22 protein-coding genes and 1 tRNA gene are annotated in these 20,360 nt (G+C 72.1%); 16 read left to right on the forward strand and 7 right to left on the reverse strand.

Features of this window, described 5'->3' with window-relative positions; translation table 11 throughout:
• The first annotated feature begins 49 nt into the window (after positions 1–49).
• The 7 genes from BUB75_RS06390 to BUB75_RS06420 are packed head-to-tail and all read left to right on the forward strand — an operon-like array spanning position 50 to position 6,535.
• A complete protein-coding gene (locus BUB75_RS06390; RefSeq protein ID WP_073252336.1) occupies positions 50–826 on the forward strand; it encodes a 2-amino-3,7-dideoxy-D-threo-hept-6-ulosonate synthase in 777 nt (258 codons plus the stop codon).
• Complete coding sequence (locus BUB75_RS06395; protein WP_073252338.1) at positions 823–1,938, forward strand: 3-dehydroquinate synthase II family protein; 1,116 nt, start codon at positions 823–825, stop codon at positions 1,936–1,938. The genes BUB75_RS06390 and BUB75_RS06395 overlap by 4 nt, the downstream gene beginning before the upstream one ends.
• Complete coding sequence (locus BUB75_RS06400) at positions 1,923–2,687, forward strand: amidohydrolase family protein (protein WP_218617324.1); 765 nt, start codon at positions 1,923–1,925, stop codon at positions 2,685–2,687. Before BUB75_RS06395 ends, BUB75_RS06400 begins: the two co-directional genes overlap by 16 nt.
• Complete coding sequence (locus BUB75_RS06405; protein ID WP_073252342.1) at positions 2,684–3,952, forward strand: phenylacetate--CoA ligase family protein; 1,269 nt, start codon at positions 2,684–2,686, stop codon at positions 3,950–3,952. Before BUB75_RS06400 ends, BUB75_RS06405 begins: the two co-directional genes overlap by 4 nt.
• A 2-nt stretch (positions 3,953–3,954) precedes the next feature.
• Positions 3,955–5,085: an FAD-dependent monooxygenase gene (locus tag BUB75_RS06410; RefSeq protein ID WP_073252344.1), complete on the forward strand. Its 1,131-nt coding sequence runs from the start codon at positions 3,955–3,957 to the stop codon at positions 5,083–5,085.
• Complete coding sequence (locus tag BUB75_RS06415) at positions 5,082–5,885, forward strand: 2,3-dihydro-2,3-dihydroxybenzoate dehydrogenase (RefSeq protein WP_073252346.1); 804 nt, start codon at positions 5,082–5,084, stop codon at positions 5,883–5,885. Before BUB75_RS06410 ends, BUB75_RS06415 begins: the two co-directional genes overlap by 4 nt.
• Positions 5,886–5,902: 17 nt before the next feature.
• A complete protein-coding gene (locus BUB75_RS06420) occupies positions 5,903–6,535 on the forward strand; it encodes an isochorismatase family protein (protein WP_073252349.1) in 633 nt (210 codons plus the stop codon).
• A gap of 150 nt (positions 6,536–6,685) precedes the next feature.
• Here the strand turns inward: BUB75_RS06420 and BUB75_RS06425 are convergent, their stop codons facing one another.
• Positions 6,686–7,855 (reverse strand): helix-turn-helix transcriptional regulator, encoded by a 1,170-nt coding sequence (locus BUB75_RS06425; RefSeq protein WP_483863802.1) that lies wholly within the window; start codon positions 7,853–7,855, stop codon positions 6,686–6,688.
• 292 nt (positions 7,856–8,147) lie between these two features.
• Here BUB75_RS06425 and BUB75_RS06430 point away from each other — a divergent pair, with 292 nt between their 5' ends.
• Positions 8,148–8,432 (forward strand): Rdx family protein, encoded by a 285-nt coding sequence (locus tag BUB75_RS06430; protein WP_073252353.1) that lies wholly within the window; start codon positions 8,148–8,150, stop codon positions 8,430–8,432.
• A gap of 66 nt (positions 8,433–8,498) precedes the next feature.
• Here the strand turns inward: BUB75_RS06430 and BUB75_RS44870 are convergent, their stop codons facing one another.
• Complete coding sequence (locus tag BUB75_RS44870; protein WP_073252355.1) at positions 8,499–9,698, reverse strand: HNH endonuclease signature motif containing protein; 1,200 nt, start codon at positions 9,696–9,698, stop codon at positions 8,499–8,501.
• 79 nt (positions 9,699–9,777) lie between these two features.
• Between BUB75_RS44870 and BUB75_RS06440 the strand changes: the two genes are divergently transcribed.
• A complete protein-coding gene (locus BUB75_RS06440) occupies positions 9,778–10,512 on the forward strand; it encodes a glycoside hydrolase family 16 protein (protein WP_073252357.1) in 735 nt (244 codons plus the stop codon).
• Between the two features lie 25 nt (positions 10,513–10,537).
• Here the strand turns inward: BUB75_RS06440 and BUB75_RS06445 are convergent, their stop codons facing one another.
• A complete protein-coding gene (locus BUB75_RS06445) occupies positions 10,538–11,605 on the reverse strand; it encodes a zinc-binding dehydrogenase (protein ID WP_084740256.1) in 1,068 nt (355 codons plus the stop codon).
• Between the two features lie 138 nt (positions 11,606–11,743).
• Between BUB75_RS06445 and BUB75_RS46095 the strand changes: the two genes are divergently transcribed.
• The 4 genes from BUB75_RS46095 to BUB75_RS06465 all read left to right on the forward strand — a co-directional run bounded on the left by BUB75_RS46095 (position 11,744) and on the right by BUB75_RS06465 (position 14,471).
• Positions 11,744–12,031 (forward strand): hypothetical protein, encoded by a 288-nt coding sequence (locus BUB75_RS46095; protein ID WP_073252359.1) that lies wholly within the window; start codon positions 11,744–11,746, stop codon positions 12,029–12,031.
• 107 nt (positions 12,032–12,138) lie between these two features.
• On the forward strand, positions 12,139–12,903 hold the full coding sequence (locus BUB75_RS46100) for an ATP-binding cassette domain-containing protein (protein ID WP_073252361.1): 765 nt from the start codon (positions 12,139–12,141) through the stop codon (positions 12,901–12,903).
• Positions 12,903–14,183, forward strand: a complete 1,281-nt coding sequence (locus BUB75_RS06460; RefSeq protein ID WP_073252363.1) for a DUF7224 domain-containing protein — start codon at positions 12,903–12,905, stop codon at positions 14,181–14,183. Before BUB75_RS46100 ends, BUB75_RS06460 begins: the two co-directional genes overlap by 1 nt.
• Before the next feature lie 9 nt (positions 14,184–14,192).
• Entirely contained in the window at positions 14,193–14,471 is a 279-nt protein-coding gene (locus BUB75_RS06465) for a hypothetical protein (RefSeq protein ID WP_073252365.1), read from the forward strand.
• Here the strand turns inward: BUB75_RS06465 and BUB75_RS06470 are convergent, their stop codons facing one another.
• Positions 14,472–15,104, reverse strand: a complete 633-nt coding sequence (locus BUB75_RS06470) for a PilZ domain-containing protein (protein ID WP_073252367.1) — start codon at positions 15,102–15,104, stop codon at positions 14,472–14,474. It abuts the gene before it with no gap.
• Positions 15,105–15,345: 241 nt separating this feature from the next.
• On the opposite strand from BUB75_RS06470, the gene BUB75_RS06475 reads away from it, so the two are divergent.
• Positions 15,346–15,419: transfer RNA gene (locus BUB75_RS06475), tRNA-Pro, on the forward strand.
• A 598-nt stretch (positions 15,420–16,017) separates the two neighbouring features.
• Here BUB75_RS06475 and BUB75_RS06480 read toward each other — a convergent pair.
• The 3 genes from BUB75_RS06480 to BUB75_RS06490 form a co-directional block, all read right to left on the reverse strand.
• Positions 16,018–16,755, reverse strand: coding sequence for a hypothetical protein (locus BUB75_RS06480; RefSeq protein ID WP_073252369.1), 738 nt, complete (start codon positions 16,753–16,755; stop codon positions 16,018–16,020).
• A gap of 100 nt (positions 16,756–16,855) precedes the next feature.
• Complete coding sequence (locus BUB75_RS06485; RefSeq protein ID WP_143175042.1) at positions 16,856–17,278, reverse strand: DUF6924 domain-containing protein; 423 nt, start codon at positions 17,276–17,278, stop codon at positions 16,856–16,858.
• A 150-nt stretch (positions 17,279–17,428) separates the two neighbouring features.
• Positions 17,429–17,863, reverse strand: coding sequence for an SMI1/KNR4 family protein (locus BUB75_RS06490; RefSeq protein ID WP_073252371.1), 435 nt, complete (start codon positions 17,861–17,863; stop codon positions 17,429–17,431).
• Positions 17,864–17,948: 85 nt separating this feature from the next.
• Between BUB75_RS06490 and BUB75_RS06495 the strand changes: the two genes are divergently transcribed.
• Both BUB75_RS06495 and BUB75_RS06500 read left to right on the forward strand, forming a co-directional pair.
• Entirely contained in the window at positions 17,949–18,239 is a 291-nt protein-coding gene (locus BUB75_RS06495) for a hypothetical protein (RefSeq protein WP_073252373.1), read from the forward strand.
• A 38-nt stretch (positions 18,240–18,277) separates the two neighbouring features.
• Entirely contained in the window at positions 18,278–20,287 is a 2,010-nt protein-coding gene (locus tag BUB75_RS06500) for a hypothetical protein (RefSeq protein WP_218617325.1), read from the forward strand.
• Positions 20,288–20,360 lie beyond the last annotated feature (73 nt).

The raw sequence follows: 20,360 nt of genomic DNA on the forward strand, positions 1-20,360 counted from the left end.
TCGGATTAGCGTCCGGAGTAACACCTCATGAGATCCGAGGAGAAATACCGTGTCTTTTGCGCGTCGGATTCGACTGCAGCATTTATATCGCCGCGACTCCGCCGGCCTGGTGATCGTTCCGCTCGATCACCCGATCAGCGTGGGTCCGGCTGCCCACAGCGGACGCCTGGACCGGCTGGTCGGGGAGATCGCCGACAACGGTGCGGACGCCGTCGTGCTGCACAAGGGCGCGGTGCGTCAGATCCGCCCGCGCTGGTTCCGGTCGATGTCCCTGCTCGTGCACCTGAGCGCCAGCACCGGGCTGGCCGGTGATCCGGACGCCAAGTACCTGGTGTGCGGCGTCGAGGAAGCGCTGCGCCTCGGCGCGCACGGGGTGAGCGTCCACGTGAACGTCGGGTCGGTCACCGAGGCGCGGCAGATCGCCGACCTCGCGGCGGTCGCCGAGGCGTGCGACCGGTGGGGCGTCCCGTTGCTGGCGATGGTGTACGTCCGTGGACCGGCGGTCGTCGACGGCCGGGCGCCGGACGTCGTCGCGCACGCGGTGACGGTCGCCGCGGAGCTGGGCGCCGACCTGGTGAAGACCGCGCTGCCGGACTCCGCCACCGAGGTCGCGGCGATCGTCGCGTCCTGCCCGGTGCCGGTGGTGGCGGCCGGGGGAGCGACGGCCGACCCGGAGGACACGTTCCGCCACCTGCTCACCGCGGTGCACGGCGGCGCGGGCGGTGTTGCGGCCGGGCGTCTGGTGTTCACCGCGGACGACCCGGGCGAGCGGGTCCGGCGGCTCACCGCGCTCGTCCACGACCGCGCCGCGGCGGTGACCCGATGACGGGCCGGCGCACGCAGTGCTGGCTGGATCTGCGGAACCTCGGCGAGGTCACCGACGTCGTCCGGGAAGAGGCGCTGCACGCCGGGTTCAACGCGTTCCTCGCCGCCGACCCGGCCGACCTCGGCGCGCTACCGCCGACGGTCACGCGCGTTCTCGTCCCCAAAGGACCGGACCTGCCCCACGACGTCGGGACAGCCGACCTGGTCGTGGTCGACCCGGCCGTGCACGGCACGGCCGGCCGTCTCGCGGCCGCCTACCCCGGCACCCGGTTGGGGACCTACCTCGAGGTCACCGACGCCGACACGCTCGCCGCCGCCTGCGAGAGCGCCCGCCGCGACCCGTGCACGGTGCTCCGGTTCCGTGACCCGACGAACATCCCGCTGGAGATCGTGCTGGCGGCCGCCGCCAACGCCGACGGTCTCATCGTCACGGTGATCGGCGACGCGGTCGAGGGCGCGGTCCACGCCGACGTGCTCGAACACGGGCCGGGCGGTGTGCTGCTGGAGGCCGCGCAGCCGGGTGAGGCGACCCGGCTCGCGGCCGCGGTCCGGCACCGCTCGCCGGATCTGGAGCTGTCCACGTTCACGGTCACCGGCATCACCCACGCGGGCGCCGGTGAGCGGGCCTGCGTCGACACGTGCACGTACCTGCACCAGGACGAAGGCATCCTGGTCGGCTCCCGGGCCAGGGCGCTGGTGCTCTGCGTCAGCGAGACCCACCCGCTGCCGTACATGCCGACCCGTCCGTTCCGGGTCAACGCGGGCGCGGTGATGTCGTACACGCTGGCCGACGCCGAGCACACCCGGTACCTGAGCGAGCTCCGGGCGGGCAGCACGGTGCTCGCGGTCGGGGCCGACGGCCGGACCCGCCGCGTTCCGGTCGGCCGGGTGAAGATCGAGACCCGGCCGCTGCTCTCGATCGACGCGGTCGCGGAGTCCGGGGAAGCGGTCAACCTGATCGTCCAGGACGACTGGCACGTGCGGGTCCTCGGGCCGGGCGCGGCCGTGCTGAACTCCACCGCGCTCCGCCCCGGCGACACGCTGCTCGGCTACTTGCCCGAACGGGCGCGGCACGTCGGGTACCCGATCGACGAACTGTGTCACGAGCAGTGAAACCGGCGCCCGCCCCGAATGTCGTCGACTTCCACGCGCGGCTGGCGCCGGGGTTGCTCACGACGATGGACGCGTGCGGCATCACCCGCGCGGCGGTCTCCGCGGGCGGCCTGGTCGACCTCGACACGCTGTCCGACCGGCTGGTGGAGGCGCACCGCGGTGACGAGCCCGCCGACAACGCGGCCGTTCTCCGCAGTGCCCAGGCGTCCGGCGGGCGGCTGCTGCCGTTCTTCTTCGCCGACCCGCGGTGCGACGTCGAGGCCTACGCGAAGGCCGCCCCGGACTTCCGCGGCCTGGAGATCTCACCCGCGGTGCACGGCGTCCGCCTCGACGATCCGGGCGTGACCGCGCTCGTCGCGACCGCGGCCGAACACCACCACCCGGTCTACCTGGTCTGCCTCGGCCGGCCCGGCACCCGCGCGGCCGACCTCGTCGCGCTCGCCACCGCGTTCCCGACCGTCGACTTCGTGTTCGGGCACTGCGGCTTCACCGGCCTGGATGCCCGCGGCCTCGCCACGATCGCGCCGCAGCCGAACATCGCCGCCGAGACGTCCGGCTGTTTCACCGCGGTCGCCCGGCTGGCGCTGGCCAGGCTCGGCCCGGCCCGGGTGCTGTTCGGCACCGAGTACCCCCTGCAAGACCCCCGGGTGGAGCTGGCCAAGCTCGCCGCCCTCGACCTCGAACCGCCCGTCCTCCGCGCGATGACGTCGGAGAACGCGCTCCGTCTGCTCGGAGAGGAAAACCGATGAAGCTGCCCGAGATCGGGGACTGGTCCTCGTTCGAGGAACTGGCCCGGCTCCAGGACGCCCGGCTGGACGCGGTGCTCGCGGCCGCCGCCCGGTCGCCGTTCTACCAGCGCCGGGGCGTCCCGGCCGACCTCACCCACGCGGAACCGACCACCACCGCCGACCTGCGCGACGCCTATCCGTTCGGGATGCTCGCGGTCGACCGCGCCGAGCTGGCCACGTACCACGAGTCCAGCGGAAGCAGCGGAGCCCCGACCGCGTCGTACTACACCGCCGCGGACTGGGAGGACCTCGCCGGGCGGTTCGCACGCAAGTGGACCGGCATCCGCGAGTCGGACACGTTCCTGGTCCGGACGCCGTACGCGCTGATGATCACCGGGCACCTCGCGCACGCGGCGGCCCGTCGCGCGGGGGCGACCGTCGTCCCGGCCGACAACCGCTCGTCGGCGATGCCGTACGGGCGGCTGATCCGCGTGCTGCACGACCTCGACGTGACCGTCACCTGGTCGCTGCCGACCGAGACACTGCTCTGGGTCGCCGCCGCGCGGCTGGCCGGGTACGAACCGGGCCGCGACTTCCCGGCGCTGCGCGCGCTGTTCGTGGCCGGCGAGCCGCTCAGCCCCGCGCGCCGGGCTCGGATCGGCGCGCTCTGGGGCGTCCCGGTCGTCGAGGAGTACGGCGCGACCGAGGCCGGGAGCCTGGCCGGTGTGTGCCCGCACGGCCGCCTGCACCTGTGGGCCGACCGGGTGCTGGTCGAGGTCCGCGACCCGGCCACCGGACAGGTCAAACCGGACGGACGAGGGCGCCTCGTCGTCACGCCGCTCTACCGGGACGCGATGCCGCTGCTCCGCTACGAGCTGGAGGACGAGGTCGAGGTCACCTACCGGGCCTGCGCCTGCGGCTGGTGGCTGCCGGACGTCTGGGTGCTGGGCCGGTCGGCGCACGTCGGGCACGCGGTCACCCAGGTCGACCTGGAGGAGCAGGTGTTCTCGCTGCCCGCCGAGTTCGGCGTGCTGTTCTGGCGCGCCCGGATCGACGGGGCCCGGCTGGAGATCCAGATCGAGGTCAATGCGCGGCACCGTGCGGCGGCGACTCGAGCGCTGGCGGCCGCGGTCACCGACGCGTACGCGCTGGACGTGACCGTGGACGCGGTGCCGCCGGGCCGCCTGGTGCCGGTGGAGCTGCTGACCGCCGCGCCGGACGTACTGAAACCGCGGATGCTGTTCGGCCCGGGCGAGCCCTGGGACGCCGCACATCGGTACTACTGACGATGGGCATCCGGATCGCCGTGGTGGGCGGAGGCATCGGGGGGCTCACCACCGCACGAGCACTGAACACCGTAGGGCTGCCCTGCGTCGTCCTCGAACGAGCCGGCGTCCCCCGGGAGACCGGCTACGGCATCCAGCTGGGCCCGGACGGCGCCCGGCTGCTGCCGAACCTCGGCGTCCACCTCGACGGCACCGCGGTCCGGCCGGTCACCAGGGAGCTGCGGCGCTGGAGCGACAACACGCTGCTGAGCCGCGAAACGCTGCCCGCGCCGTACTTCACGCTGCCCCGTTCCGAGCTGCACCGCCTCCTGTCCGCCGACGTCCCGGTGCGGCACGGGACGCCGTGTGCCGGGGTCACCGAGACACCGGACGGCGTCACGCTGGAGCTGGCGGACGGCGGCACGCTCACCGCGGACCTGGTGATCGGGGCCGACGGCCTGCACTCGGTGGTCCGGGCGGCGGTCGGCGCGGACGAGGTGCGGTGCTCGGGGTCGTCCGCCTTTCGTGCGGTGGTTCGCCGGGATGCGCCGCCGCGGGTGGTCGTCTGGCTGGGGCCCGGTCAGCACTGCGTCGCGTACCCGATCGCGCCCGGCTTGCTCAACGTCGTGGCGACGGTCGGCGTCCCGGGCGGTCCCCGTCCGTTGCCGGCCGACCCACTTCCCGCCTACCACGACTGGCATCCGGACGTTCGGCAGCTGCTCGCCGCAGGTCGGACGCCGTCCGCACACGGACTGTTCGACCGGCCGCCGCTGGCCCGGTGGCACACTCGCCGGATCGTGCTGGTCGGCGACGCCGCGCACCCGATGCTGCCGTACCGGGCGCAGGGGGCTTCGCTGGCGATCGAGGACGCGACAACGCTCGCCGCGTGCCTCGCGTCCGGCCCGCTCGAGGACGCGACGGACCTGGCCCGCGCGCTGGCCCGGTACGACGCGCTGCGGCGGCCCCGGGTCGCCGCGGTCGCCGACGCGGTGCGGGCGGCGGCACGCGACCACGACCTCCCGGACGGCCCGGATCAACAGAACCGAGACCGCCGCCTAGCCGAGGAGCCCGCCGCAGTCCCGATCAACCCCGCGCCACCGCCCGAAGCCGCACCACCGCCCGGGGCCGCGCCGCGGGTGGGGGCCGACCGATGACCGCCTCCGGTGCGCCGCGGGCGTCGGGGCTGGCGGGGCGGGGTGCGCTGGTGACCGGTGCTGCTCAGGGCATCGGCGCGGCGGTGAGCCGGGCGCTGGCCGCCGAGGGCGCCCGGGTCGTGCTCGCCGACCGGAACCACCCGGCGATCCAGCGCCTCGCCGAGGACCTGCGCGGCTGCGGCCACGACGCGACCGCGGTGCCGCTCGACGTCCGGGACAGCGCGGACGTCGAGCGAGCGGTCACCGCGGCCGAGGCGGCCGTCGGAGCGGTCGACGTGCTGGTCAACGTCGCCGGCGTCCTGACCACCGGCCCCGCCGTGAACACCGGCGACGACGCCTGGGCCGCGGTGTTCGACGTGAACGCCGGCGGCGTGTTCCGGTGCTCCCGCGCGGTCGCCCGCCGCATGGTGCCGCGCCGCCGCGGCGTCATCGTCACGGTCGGCTCGAACGCCGCCGGCGTCCCGCGGAGCGGAATGGCGGCGTACGCGGCGTCCAAGGCCGCGGCCGCGCAGTTCACCCGCTGTCTGGGCCTGGAGCTGGCGGAGTTCGGGATCCGCTGCAACGTCGTCGCCCCCGGCTCCACCGACACCCCGATGCTGCGGGGCATGTGGAGCGGCCCGGCCGACCAGGACGCCACCCTGCGCGGCGACCCCGACCGGTATCGGGTCGGCATCCCGCTGGGGCGTCTCGCCCAGCCCGACGACGTCGCGGACGCCGTCGTGTTCCTGGCGTCCGACCGGGCGCGGCACATCACCCTGCACGACCTGTACGTCGACGGTGGCGCGGCGTTGCGCGCCTGACCACGAGGAGTTCCCCGGTGCCGATCCCGTCCATCGCCTCCTACGCCATGCCGACCGCCGCCGAGCTGACCGTCGGCCCGGCGGCCTGGCGTCCGGACCCCGCGCGAGCCGCGCTGCTGGTCCACGACATGCAGGGCTACTTCCTGGACTTCTTCCCACCGGACCGCTCGCCCACCACCGAGCTGCTGACCAACGTCGCGCGGCTGAAGGCCGCGGCGGCGGCGTGCGGCATGCCGGTGATCCACACCGCGCAGCCGGGCCGGATGACGCGGTCCGCGCGCGGGCTACTGCACGACCTGTGGGGTCCGGGTATGACCGACGAGCCGCGGGCGCGGGACATCGTGCCCGCGGTGGCGCCGCAGCCCGGCGACGCGGTGCTCGTCAAGCACCGCTACAGCGCGTTCCACCGCACGACGCTCGCCGCGGACCTCGCCGCGGCGGGGCGCGACCAGCTCGTGGTGTGCGGGGTGTTCGCGCACATCGGTTGCCTGCTCACCGCCGCCGACGCGTACGCGCACGACGTCGAGCCGTTCCTGGTGGCTGACGCGGTCGCAGACTTCAGCGCCGAGGAACACCGGATGGCGCTCCGGTACGCGGCCCGCCGCTGCGCGGCCACCCCGACGACCGACCAGGTGCTCGCGGAGCTCTGACCCGCCCGACCCGCGATCGCCGGCTCAGTCGGACGGCTCGCTCTCCGCGCTGTCGAACGGCAGTCCCGATCCGGTCAGCTCGACCCGGATCGAGTACGGTCCGGGCTCGGTCGGGAGCGCCGGTAGGCGCCCGGTCCGCGGTCCGTGGGGTCAGGCGGTGACCGGGTCGTCGCCGGGGTCCGCGCCGGGTTCGGCGAGATCACGAGCGAGCCGGGCGAGCTCGATCCGCGACGTGAGCTCCAGCTTCCGGAAAATCTGCCGGAGGTGGTAGTTGACCGTGTGCGGCGAGCGGCCGATCCGGTGCGCGATCTGCTGGTTGGTCAGTGCGCAGCCGACCAGCTCCGCGATCTGCCGCTCCTGCTCGGTGAGCCCGTCCCACTCCTCGCCGGCCGCGGGCCGGGTGGGCTCGGCACCCCGCACCCGCCGGGTGAACCGCTCCTTCGGCGCTGTTCGAGGGCGACCGGCCGGCGCCCCGGGTTCCCGGCGGAGCGCGGTGCGCTCGTCGCGGAGCGCGACCCGGACCGACCGGGGGAGCGACCCCTCGACCGTGGCCCGCACCAGCTCGTGGCGGAACACGAGGTCCTCGTCTGCGCCCACGACCAGCCCGCACGCGATCGCCTCGTCCACCGCGGGCACGAGCGCGGCCGCGTTGCGGTGAAGCAGCCTCGCCAGTTCGCGGAGCCCGAAGCGCGGCCCGATCGTGGCCGCGACCTGCACCAGGTGGCGCGCGGACGGCGAGAGCGCGGCCAGCGTCGCGTCCAATCGAACCCGGGTGCGGGCAGGCAGGCGGACCGCCACCACACCGGCGCGGCCGCCGTCGACCCGCAGCAGCGACTCCTCGCGCAGCCCCGCCACGAGGTCCTCGACTGCCTGCGGGTTCCCGGCGGCGACCGCGCTCAGCGTGCGCAGGTCGGCATCCGGCACACCACCGGCCAGCGCGGTCAGCAACGTCGCCACCGCGGGCGGCGGCAGCGGGTCGAGCACCACCCGGTGCGGGCCGTCCTGCGCGATCTGGTCCGGCTCCGTCCACGTCGCGCCGGACCGCCGGACCAGCACGACCAGCACCGGAACGGTCCGCGCGATCGCCTCCAGCTCCGGCCACACCAGCGCGTGGATCCACTGCGGACGCTCACAGGTCAGCAGCCGCGGCACGGTGCCACCGGGTGACCCGTCCGCGGTCCGGTCGGCCGCGACGATCCGCCACATGCCGCTGCCGTCGATCCAATCGGCCTCGCGCACCGTGGCCGCCCCACGGCGGCGGGCCGCGGTGACGAACTCCTGCAGCAGGCGGCTCGTCCCGCTCCCGCGGGCCCCCTCCACCACCGCCAGCGTCAGACGGCCCGCCGCCGTCCGGTCCAGAAGCTCCTGTAGTCTTCGCAGCTCGCGCTCTCTGCCCACGAGCGCCCGAGACACGGGGTGCCGCCGATCCCCCTGCACGAGTAGTTCCCCCTCTTTCGCAAGACGCCGCTTGGGGCAAGTCTGCGGCCGATCGGCGGCTCGGGCACTGGCCGGGCATCAGTGGACAGCACGGTGCGCTCGGTCTACCATGCGCGCCCCGCGGAAGCCGCCGGATACCGTCATCGGTGTCGGGATCCGGAGGAGAGGCACAACGATGGCAGACGCGAAGCCACGGGTCGAGGTCGAGTACTGCATCCGGTGCCGTTGGCTGCCCCGGGCGGCGTGGCTGGCCCAGGAGTTGCTCACGACGTTCGAGAATGATCTCGGTGCGGTCGCCCTGGTGCCGGGGACCGACGGCGTCTTCACCGTGCGGGTGGACGACGCGGTGATCTGGAACCGCAAGGACGACGGCTTCCCCGAGCCGACCGCGGTCAAGCGGAGGATCCGGGACATCGTCGCCCCGGGCCGCAGCCTCGGCCACAGCGACGCGCCCGCGTAACGACGTCGTGGCACGCCGATCTACCGGGCCTCCCAGGGGTAGAGGCCCGGTGGATGGGTGGGACGGTCAGAACGGCGGCGGGTCGCCGAGGTCGTCGAGGTTGACCGGTGCGCGCCCGCCGGCGCACGCTCCGACGAGCTGGGCCTCGGACTGGGACCGGCCCGCGGACTGCGCCGCGGACTGGGGCGCGGACTGGGGCGCGGGCCGCGCGGTGAGGGGAGTCGACCAGTCAGCTGCCGGGATGCCGGGATCGGGCCCGCTGTCGTATGCGGGTGGATCGACGGTGTAGGTGTGGCCGGCGGGGCTGGTCCAGGTGCAGGATCCGGTGGCCGGGTCGTGGTGCAGGGCCCAGCCGGCTTCGTCCTTGGCGCGGTGATGGCGTCGGCACAAGGGGACCATGTTTTCGGCGCTGGTGGGGCCGCCGTCGATGCGGCGGATGTTGTGGTCGAGGTCGCAGCGGTAGGACGGCTGGGAGCAGCCGGGGAACATACAGGTGGGGTAGATGGCGCGCACCAGGTCGGCCAGCTCAGCGGACGGTCGGTAGGTGCTGCGGCCGAGGTCGGTGACAACGCCGTGGTTATCGGTGAGCCACTTCTCCCAGCGGCTGTCGGCGGCGAGCCTCCGGACGATGGAGGCCGGTACGGGGCCGTAACCGGTGAGGTCGCCGGGCTGGTTGTCGGCACCGAGCACGGTGGACAGAGGCGCGACGAGCGCGACACGGGGCGGGGTGGCCCGCTGCCCGGCCAGGACCGCTCGGGCCAGCGCCGCCCGCGCGTCGTCCGGCGCAGCGTCAGCCCCGGCAGCCGTGCAAGTCCCGGCGGCCGTGCGGGACCCGGCCGTGCGGGACCCGGCGGCATTGCGGGCCCCGTCCGCCTCGGCGGCCGTGCAGGACCCGGCGCCTTCGGCGGCCACGTCCGCTGCGCGGGCTCCGTCGGCCTCGCGGGCTCCGTCGGCCTCGCGGGCTCCGTCGGCCTCGCGGGATCCGGCGGCGGCGATCTCCTCGCGGCCCCAGTCCTCGTCGTCCGGCCCGATCCGCGATCCGGCGATCTGCAACACCGCGGCGTTGAGCAGGGAGTCGATCCACGACTGGGCCTTCTGCACGAGTTGAGCGAAGACGACCTGCTCGGTGGAGTCCGGGAGTATCTCCCGCACACCGGCGTCGTCGGTCGTCCGTCGCGTCACGGGCCCCACCTGAGCCAGCGCCGCGATCAGCTCCGGCCCGGCGGGCATCACGGCGAGCTGCGTCAAGTCTCCGGGGTCGCTCATGCCAATGACTATCGCACCCACGTACGACAAAATTGGAGCGGGCTCCGGTGTCAGACGCGGGCCGTTCTACGCTGCTCTCGTGGACGACTTCGACGGCGCGGAGCTGAACACCGACGTCTGGCTACCCCATTACCTGCCTGCCTGGAGTTCGCGGGCGGCGACCCGAGCGTCGTACACGGTCGCCGCGTCGTCTCTGCGGCTGACAGTCCCACCCGAACACGGGCTCTGGTGCGCCGACGACCACACGCCGCCGATGCGGGTCTCGGGGATCCAGTCCGGGAATTGGTCCGGGCCGCTCGGCGGAACCCGGGGCCAGCAGCCGTACCGCAACGGCACCACCGTCCGGGAGGAGCAGCCGGAGTTCCGCGGCTGGCTGCCCACCGGCGGCCGCCTCGAGATGCGCGCCCGGATGGTGCTGGGGCCGACGTCGATGGCGGCCTGGTGGCTGGTCGGGTTCGAGGACGTGCCGGAGCAGTGCGCCGAGATCTGCGTCGCCGAGGTTTTCGGGAGTGCGGTGGTGCCGGGGGAATCGGCGGAGGTGGGGATGGGCCTGCACGCGTTCCGCGACCCGGCGGTGGCGGAGGACTTCTCGGCGCCCCGCCTGCCGATCGACGTCGCCGAGTTCCACACGTACGCGGTCGACTGGACCCGGTCCCGGGTGGCGTTCTACGTGGACGGCGAGTTCGTCCGCGAGTGCCCGCGCCCACCCTGGTACCCGATGCAGCACATGCTCGCGGTCTTCGACTTCCCGGACGCCGCGGCGCTTCCGGCCCCGCCACCCGAACTCGTCGTCGACTACCTCCGCGCGGTTTGACGCGAACCCGGGCTCTCACGCGCCCTTAGACCCCGCTTCCGCGTCCCTCGGCGGGCCGGCCCGAGGCCGGTGACGCCTGCGCCCCACGGCGAGCCGGCCGCAGGACCGTGATGCCCGGGGTCACGCCCACCTCCCGCAGCGCCGACGGCCCCGCGGACAGCGGCAGCTCACGCGTCACCAGGCGATCCAGGGGCAGCGCCAGGTTCAGCAGCCGCGGGTAGTCGTGGGCGGCCATGCCGTGGCTGCCCAGCACCTGCAGCTCGTACGCGATCACCCGGTCCATCGGGACGACCGGCCGACCGGCGGCCGGCGGCAACAACCCGACCTGAACGTGGCGGCCGCGGCGGCGCAGGCACCGGATCGACGCCTCGCAGGCGGCCGGGTGCCCGACGGCGTCGAGCGAGACGTGTGCGCCGCCGTCGGTGAGCTCGACGAGCGTGTCGGAGTCCGCGGGATCGAGGACGTGTTCCGCGCCGAACGCGATGGCCAGCGGCCTGGCGTCCGCCGAAGGATCAGTAGCGATCACTCGTGCACCTGCGGCCACCGCGATCGCGACGGCCGACAGGCCGACGCCGCCGCACCCGTGCACGGCGACGAACTCCCCGGCGCGGACGCGAGCGACGTCGGTGACCGCGCGGAACGCCGTCGCGACGCGGCAGCCCAGCGCCGCGGCCCCGACCGGGTCACCGGTCACCCGGACGAGGTTGACGTCGGCGTGGTCGAGCGCCACGTACTCGGCGAACGAACCCCAGCCGGTGAAGCCCGGCTGGGTCTGCTCGCGGCACACCTGCTGGTTCCCGGTCGCGCACTCCGGGCAGGTCCCGCACGCGGTGACGAACGGCGTGGTGACGACGTCGCCCGGCCGCCAACGCCGCACGTCCGCACCGACCGCCACGACCGTGCCCGACAGCTCGTGCCCCGGGACGTGCGGCAGCCTGACGTCCGGATCGTGCCCCTGCCAGCCGTGCCAGTCGCTCCGGCAGACGCCGGTCGCGTCGACCGCGACCACCACGCCGTGCGGCGCCGGGCTCGGGTCGGGTACGTCGGTGACGCTCAGCGGGCCGCCGAACTGGTCGAAGACGACCGCTTTCATGCCGGGAACGGCTCCTTGTCGGGTGCGACCCAGCCGTACATCGCCGCCGACGTCGAGCCGGGACACGGATGGGACCGCAAGCTTACCCAACGGTCCGGCGGGGAATGCCCGCTGTGACAGCCTGGAGAAGGAGGGCCCGTGGACACGCCCGACCAGCACATCCTGTACGCGCTGCGACAGGAAATCTCGGAGCACCAGCTGAGCATGAACGCCGCCGGTCTGGACCTCGGCGTGGGCGTGGCCCTCATCGACACCAGCCGGGCCCAGTGGCAGGAAGACCCGGATCAGATCGTCAGCTTCACCGCCGTGCAGCTCGCGCAGGCGATCGCGGCGGCCAAGCACCAGGGCATGGAAGAGGCGTTCCAGCTCGCGCAGAACGTCATCGCCCCACCCGCGGCCGACGCCCAGCCGAGGGCCTACAGCTAACGGCGCAGCCGCATTTCGAGTCGCCTAGCCGACCGGACAGTACGGCTAGGTGTCTCGGCTGTCTATCGTCTCCGCTGGTCAGGCCAACGGCGGAAGGACAGTGTGGAATGTCGGGCGCGCTCGTCGCCGAAGGGTTGCACTACCGCTACTCCCGGCGAGGGCCCGACGTCCTTCGCGGGCTGGACTGGGCGGTGGCTCCGGCGACCCGCACCGTACTGCTCGGCCCGGAGAAGTCCGGCAAGTCGACGCTGCTGCGCCTGCTGGCGCACGTCGACCGGCCTCGCAGCGGCCGGGTCTACCTCACCGAGGGCGGTGACGCGCGCCGCATCGTCGGCTGGCTCCCGCAGAAGCCACCCTGGCTCTCCGGCCTGACCGTGCGCGACCAGGTCGCGTACGTCGGCTGGCTGAAAGGGCTGAGCAAGTCGGACGCGGCCGCGCGCGCCACCGACTGCCTGGGCCACGTGGGCCTCGCGGACGCGGCCGGCCAGCTCACGCAGGGACTGAAGCCGTGGCAGCGCTCCCGGCTCGCGCTCGCCGAGGGACTGGTGCACGACGCGCGGTTCCTCATCCTCGACGAACCGACCGCGGAGCTGGAACCACCCGACCGCGCGAAGTTCTGGAACGTGGTCCGGCGGCTGTCCAGGGACCTCGCGGTGGTCGTCTCCACCAGCGACACCCGGGAGGCCGCGGTCGAGGGCATCGACCGCGTCGCGGTCCTGTCCGGCGGTGCCTTCCGGTTCGCCGGGGCGCGGGACGCGTTTCTCCAGCTCGCCCCTGCGGCGGCTCCCATTCCCCGCAACCGCAAGTTGGACGCTACTGAGCGCGCCGCCTGGGCCGCCTACTGGTCGCTGCTGGGCGAGGAGGCCCGCTGATGCCGCCGAAGCTCGCTGCCCGCTCGGCCAGCCTCCTGGGGCTCGCCCTGCTCTTCGCCTGCGCGGTTCCGTTCGCGTTCATGTTCTACGCGCCGGAGGAGCTCGACTACGGCGTCTCGCTCACCGCCGAGATCGCGCAGAGCGTCTATCTCGGAACGGCGCTGAGCATCGCCGCAGCCGTCCGCGCGATCGGACTCCGCAACGGCGGCGTGTTCGCGCGCGGCAGCGTCCGCCCGCCGCTCGTGATCCTGCTGAACGCGATCTGGCCGCTGTTCGCGTTCGGCCTCGTCGCGCACCTGCTCGTGGTGCTGGTCGGCGGAGCGTTCGCCGGCTTCCGGATCGCGCTCGGCATCCTCGGTGTGAGCCTGGTCGTCCTGATGGCCCAGATCCTGTTCGGAGCGTGGGTCGGTCTGGTCCTGGCGCCGATGCGCGCGCTGATCGTCCTGCTCGTCGTACCACTGGCGTGGATGCTGGTCCCCGGCTGGGCGAAGATGCCGCTGGTCAACCAGCTCAACGGGCAGTTCGCCGGCTGCTGCACGGGTGCCGAGACGTACTCCCGGACCGCCGCGTGGGGATCGCTGCTGGTCGGCGTCGGGGTGCTGGCCGCGATTCTGGTCGCGATCGCGCTCCTCGGCGCGACGCGGACCGTCGGTACTGACGGCGTGTTCTCCGGCGAGGCCCGGCGCCGGTCCGCGGCGGTCGCGATCGCGGTGCCGGTCGTAGTCGCGGTGGCCGCGCTCGTGATCCCGCCGGACACGACCGGCTGGGCCGCGACCGCGAAGCGCGCGGACGACACCCGGTGCTTCGACGGTACGCCGGAGATCTGCCTCCGCCCCGAGCACGTCGACGACCTCCCGGAAGTGCGGGCCGCGCTCCGTGAGCTCGAATATCGGTGGGGGCTCTACGGCGTGCCGTTACCGAAGACGGTCAGCGAGGCCGGAGGCGTGGGGCGCGTCCGCTTCCAGTACGGCCCGGACCACACCCGGGACATCGTCAAGGCCACGATCGCGCTCAACTCCGTGCCGAGCGCCGAGAGCTGCTACCAGAAGCCGCTGCCGCCGGTCCACGACCGCCCGCTGGTGGCTGCCGTCGACCACCTCACGGTCTGGCTGACGGCACTCACCGGAGGGCTCACGACGGATGAAGTTCGGGAATGGGTGAGCGACCCGGCCAACATGCAGGAGGCGTGGGACGTCAGGAATCTCACCAACGACGCGCAGGCCGCCTGGTATCGCGAGCAGGTCGCGGTGATCGAGTCCTGCGGCGGCCGGGACGCTTAGAATTGGGCCGTGGACGAGCCGGCGAACAACAGCGCGTGGCGGGACAGGTTCGGCGACACCTGGGTACGCAGCGACGAGGCCGCCAAGCAGCGTGCGGAGACCCTCGGCACGCTCGAGGAGTTCCGCTGGTGGGCACTGTGCGACGGGCCCGCGTGGGACGACCAGATGCGAGGCAGCGTCGGTGTTGCCTCGCCCTGGTCGTCGGTGGAGATGCACGGGCCGCTCGAACCCGGTGACAGCGACCTCGTGCAGAAGGTGCTCGACGCGCTGAACCGGGAGCTGCGCTAGTTACTCCAGCGGGGGCAGCTCCGCGGCGTCGCGGGCGAGTTTGGCCAGGTGCAGCCAGTCGCTGGGCTGGAGGTACTCGAACTCGCCCCGGAGCCGGTCGGAGCGGACGTCGACCACGCGCAGCGTCGCGGCCACCGGCTGCGGGCCGAACGGGTCGATCTCCAGGAACACGTCCCGGACGCCCGGCGGCAGCCGCAGGCCGTCAGACTCGACGGTGAGGTTGGCCGACAGGCCGCCGGGGGAGATGTCGATCGTCGTACCGTTGAAGCGGACCGGGCGGTTGGAGCTCGGTGCCCCCGCGCCGGCCAGCGCGGGCAGCGAGACCGTGGTGCCGCGGATCGGGACGGCGAGCGGCATCCGGTGGGCGTCGCGGCGCTGCCAGGCGGGCGGGATCTTCGCCATCTTGAGCGTGACGACGCCCTGCTCGGCGTCGAGCGCCGCGATCGTGCGCATGACGCCGAACGGCGTGGGGATGCTGATCATGCCGCGCTGCGGCGGGACGTCGGAGCCCATGACCAGCACGGGGATCTCTCCCTGGTCGCCCAGCTCGGCCGGAGCGAGGCTCAGTAATTCGACGGCCTGGGCCGGACCGGTCAGGATCATCTGAGTGCCGGCGGGGAGGGGGATGGTCATCGCGGGGCTCCCGGGACGTCGCGCAGAGGGGACATGGTCCACTGTTCGACGGGTTCCGTGCTTCGGCCACGCTTTGGTGGATTTCGCAACCGTCCCGCACCCGGTGGTGCGAGTGGGGTGCAACGTGGTGTTGTGAGGGTTGTGGGGCTCACCACCCTCAGGGACCGTGACTGAGCGGTCGAGCGGGTGCGGTAGGGTTACTGCGTCAACGCGGGCGCCGCTGGGCGTGGTGCGGGGGCATCGGGCTGTAGCGCAGCTTGGTAGCGCACCTGACTGGGGGTCAGGGGGTCGCAGGTTCAAATCCTGTCAGCCCGACAGTGTTTCAGCAGGTAAAGGCCGGTTTTCTCTGTTGAGAAGGCCGGCCATTTTGCTACTCGACCGGCATTTGACCGTGGACGGCGAACCCGTGACCGGCATCGGGCGGCATGAGTTGTGAGCGAGGGTTGCCTGCCCTAGCGGCCAAGGCTGCTCCGGCGAACCTGTGCCGACGGCGTGGACCGCTTGGCTTCAGTCGTGAACTGGCGCGCTCGAAGGCGAGTTTCGACAGCGCTTGGTTGGCCTGGCCTCGCGAAAGATCGATGAGATCCAGCAGCGTTCAGCGTGTCGGAGCAGTGCTCCACCGTTGTCCGGCGGGCCGCTTGTCGGTCACTGACGGTCACCGGATGCGAGGCCCGAAGACCCAACAGCGGCATGAGCGGAAGTTTCGATCGTTTCGGATGTGTCGACAGGTTGCGCGCTTAAGCGGGACCTCCGGCGACGCTGAGCGGGGGTCCGGCATGCACGGCCGCCGTCGGGAACTTGATTAAGGCGGAACCAGCGGCGCGGAGATTGCCTTCGAAGCACCCGAGCGCGTTGAGCGGGGCCCTCGAAACAGGAGGCGGCAATCGCGTGCTGCCCTGCAGTTAGGCCCGGATCAGAGCGGCAGGATGTCTTCAGCGAGCCGACGCCGGATCTTCCACTCGTCCTGCGTCCCGGTCCGCCGCGGAAATCCGCCGTCCCGGAAAACATAGTTCAAATATTCTACGAATGGGCTGGTCATCTCACCGACGAACAGACCGTCGGCACAGCCATCGGGCACGATGACACCGTATGGCGGCCCGCCGCTCCGATTGGCCTTGTGCGTTCCGTCCGGGCTGAGCGGGACGACGAAGAGACGGTCGTCGCCCCCTTCCTGCCACATCTCTAGCTCACTGGCGTAGTAGCTGCTCATCGGCGGTTCCGCGGGATAGCGCGAACCTTCCAACTCCAGCACGAGCGGGTCCGCCTCGGCGGCGTTGGGCCACTCCGGGTGGCTTCCGACGAGCCAGACGTCACCGACGAAACGCGCCCAGGAGCGCAGCGTCAGCGGCACCTCGCCGAAACGCTGATCGAGCCAATCGACGAGCTCGGTCACGCGGGCGGTCGGCGGGTAGTGCGGCGTCAACGGTGTGCGGTCGTCGTCGTTTGTGTGGAAGCGGTAACCGTCAGTCGTGAGCCGTTCGACGATGACTTCGACGTTCTGCCGGGCACGGCGGGCCATCTCATCGCAGACCTGCTGCGCTTCGTCTTCCAGTTCCGGGTCCCGCCGGATGGCGTTTCCCTGCTGGCGCATCTCGTGCCAGACCGGCGCACGGTCACCGGCGAGGTAGCGGCTCAGCCAACGCTGCGACATGCGGCGATCATGCCCGTCCGACAACCGCTTCCGAGCACCGGGCTGCGGTGAGCTGCCCTGCATCAACCAGACGCGGCACGAGAGTGCTTACGGTGACCGGTCAGTCGGACTGCGATGCGCCGGAACCTCGGTAGGTGCCGGACTCGTCCGCGGCGTCGGCGAATTCGTCGAAGCCGAGGTTGCCGATACCGAGGTTCGCCGAGATGTCGAGGAACCATCGAGGAGCTACGCGGAACGTGCGACCGGGCTCGTCGAAGAGGTCGAGGGCTAGGAGTGGGTGCTCGTCGTCGGTCATGGTGAGCGCGTCCGCGAGGAACACGTAGGTCAGCTGGTGATCCGGATCAGCGGCGGTGTCGGTATCGATCAGAGCTTGGATGGTCACGTCAGCGAACGAGGGATCGCTGGCGTAGGACGCGCCGTCGGTTCCCACTGTTTGTCTGAGCTCGTTCCAGGCTCGATCGTCGGTGAAGTCGGTCCGCAGGATCAGCGAGGTCAGGTCATCAGGCTGAGGCAGTGACGGCACCCCGCGGAGCATCTCAGTTGACGGGGAAGGAGTCGACGGTGGGGAAGGTCCCGCCGTCGAGGAGCGACGAAATCTCCAGATGCGGCATATCCGGAAATGCCTCGTGCTGGCGCGCGGACTATGGGGTTGCCGATGCTGACGTTGGGACTGCTACTTGGCGACCTGGTCATCAACGAGGATCCGTTCGACGAAGGAGAACAGGTCGGGGTCTGAGACTCTGTCCAGGGCTCCGGAATGGCTCATCGTGTCGACAAAGCCGACCCGGCCATCGCCGAGCAACACCCAATAGTTGCCGCAGCCGTCCCCGGCAACCGGGAGCCAGCCGAGGGCGGCCCACTCTGGGAAGAGCTCCAACACGCTCGGAAGGTCCAGGTAGGTGTTGTCGGGACGTTGCCCGTAGATACCACCTGGTCCCAGGGCACCGCCGTTGCAGATGGTGAGCAGCGCACCCAGTTCCTCGGGCAGTTTCCGCCCAAGCCGCTCCTCGAGTCGCGCCAACTGCGCCGGCGAGGCTCCTTCAAGTACTTCCTCAGGTGCTCGGACGGCACCGAAGATCAACTCGGTGACTCGCCCGAGGCTCTCCATGTGGAGACCCTAAGCCGGGTGGCCATCGTCCGCACCAAGCGCGGCACGAGCGTGCGTTCGGGTCGGCGTCTGCGACGGTGTTCGGGTGATATTTGAACAGGCGCCCACCCGCGCCGAGGTCGACGCGTGGTTCACCGGCGTGCTCGATGGCTCGCGATCTCGCGACGCAGCGGATCAGTGGGCAGCCACATGGCTTCACTCGCCGACCTCGATCGACGATGAGGTGATGTGGTCGGCGATCGGCCTGCTTTGCGGAATCGACCTCCAGTCCGGGCCGGATGGGTCGCTGCTCCACGACGACGATCAGGTGCGCCAGTGGCAATCGGAGTTCCGTCGCCGCTGCGCGGCGTCGCCCCACGGCCGAAAACTGACCTGACAGGTCAGCCCCTCGGCGGCAAATGAGGATGTCGCAGCGTGCTGTCTATAGTCATCGCCGTGCTCAAGGGACTCGACGCGGTGGCTTGGGACGCGTTAAGTCACGCGTACGGCAGTGCGGAGGACGTGCCGGGGATGTTGCGGCGCGCCGCCGCGGCCGACGCCGAGGAGGCTGCGGCGGCCGTCGAAGAACTGAACGGCAGCGTCTTTCACCAAGGTTCGGTCTATTCCGCGACGGTGGCCGCGGTGCCGTTCCTGGTGCGGCTCGCCGGGGAGGCGCTGCACGACCGGGCCGGACTGCTCTGGATGGTCGGGATGCTCGCCGACGACCGGCACGCCTATGGCTCGGAATTCGTGCGGGTTCGGGACGCTGTTTCGGCGCAGCGCGCTGCGCTGGTCTCCTTACTGGCCGATTCGGATCCGACCGTGCGGGAGGCGGCGGCCTACGCGGCCGCGAAGTCCGGTGCTGACGCCGACGTGTTGTTCCCGCGCTGGACCGCCGAGGCTCATCCGTCGGTTCGGGCGTCCCTCGCCTTGGCTCTCGGCGAGGCCGGCCTGGCCATGGCCGAACCAGCGGCACGAGGCGAGCCGGCGGTGCGAGTGGCGGCGGCGCTCGCGCTGATGCGTTCGGGGGCCGAGAGCCTGCCGAGCATCGACGCGCTGGTCACTGCGGTGGAGGTGGGTGCCTCCGTCCATTACTGCTGGGCTGGGGATGGCGACTGGCTCAGCGAGGTCGTCGGAGCACTGCCCACCCCGGCGGTGGTCGACGTCCTCGGCCGGCTACTGCGGTCGGACGAACCGAAGGCCAGGAATGTCGCTCTCTGGACGCTGAACGAGCGGTGCGACGCGCAACGCTCCGCGCCGGCCGCGCTGGTTCCCCTGCTAGCGCCGCTCGTCCGCGACACCGCCTCCACGACGCGCGAACAGGCTGTCGGGGCGTTGCGTCGAGCGGGAGCGGCAGCCGGGATGTTCGCCGATGACTTGGCCGCGGCGGCCGCTGGATACCCTGACACTCACGCGGCGTCCAGCGCGGTGCTGACGTTGCAGCGGCTCGGTGATCCGCGCTGGGTCGCTCCTGTATGCGCGGCGCTCCAGCGAGACCATCGGCCTCGCTTCCTGCCGCGGCTGATCGTCCGATGTACGCCAGAGGTCCGCGCGTCCGTCCAGGATCAGCTGGCGAAGCACCCTGTTACTGCAAACGGTCTCGCCGCCGCGATCGCATTGTGGAGCACGGAGGCCGAGCCGCTCGTACCCGAGCTGGTCGCCGCCCTGCCGCAGGCCGGGTTACCGGTCGCTGACGCCCTGCTGACACTCGGCCACGACGAGGTCGCGGTCGCGGTGCCGCACTGGCGGGAGCTCGCGGCCGAGAAGGCGGATCTGCGCGCTGCCATCGCCGTCTACCGGCTGACCGGGGACGCCGGTGCACTGCACGCCGCTCTGCGTGCACGTCTGGTCCCCGGAGTCAGCGCGGCTCGGCGCCCGGTGCCGAGCTTCGACGGTTTGGGCGACGCCCTGACCCCGCTGCTGCCGGCGGCCAGCGTCCACCTCACCGGGGAGGCCGCACGAACGTATCCCCAGCGGGAACTGCAGATGCTCGCCGCACGGGTGGTCGCCGCGGTGTCCGGGCCCGAAGACGTCCTACCGACCGTCGAAGCAGTGCTGATCGCTGGGGACACCCCGGCGAGAGAAGCGGCCGACCTGATCGGCGAGTGGTCGACGCCCGACCGGCGGGGGCGCCTGGAGCCGTTGCTCCGTGACCGCCTGAGCGACCGGTGGAGCCGGCTGGCTGCGGCGCGAGCACTTGCACGATTCGGCGTCCCGACGGCAGAGCTGGCAGGTCCGCTGGCCCAGGGAGTCACCGACTACGCGGGCCGGTATGCGCTCGACATGATCGTCGAACTTCGGGCGGTCGAAACGATCCCCGCACTGGAAAGACTGCTCCGCGGCGAGGAACGAGTCGCCCTAGCAGGCGATGCCGACGATGTCGTATGGGCCGATGAGCTCTTTCGCGAACGTGTGCAGAAAGCGATCGACGAGCTCACCACGTAGACAGATGCCGCCGGGAAGACCTCCGCGTCACAGAGCGACGACGCTCCCACATGGCGACCGCGTGCCCTAACCA

This window comes from Cryptosporangium aurantiacum, from assembly GCF_900143005.1.
Lineage (GTDB): Bacteria > Actinomycetota > Actinomycetes > Mycobacteriales > Cryptosporangiaceae > Cryptosporangium > Cryptosporangium aurantiacum.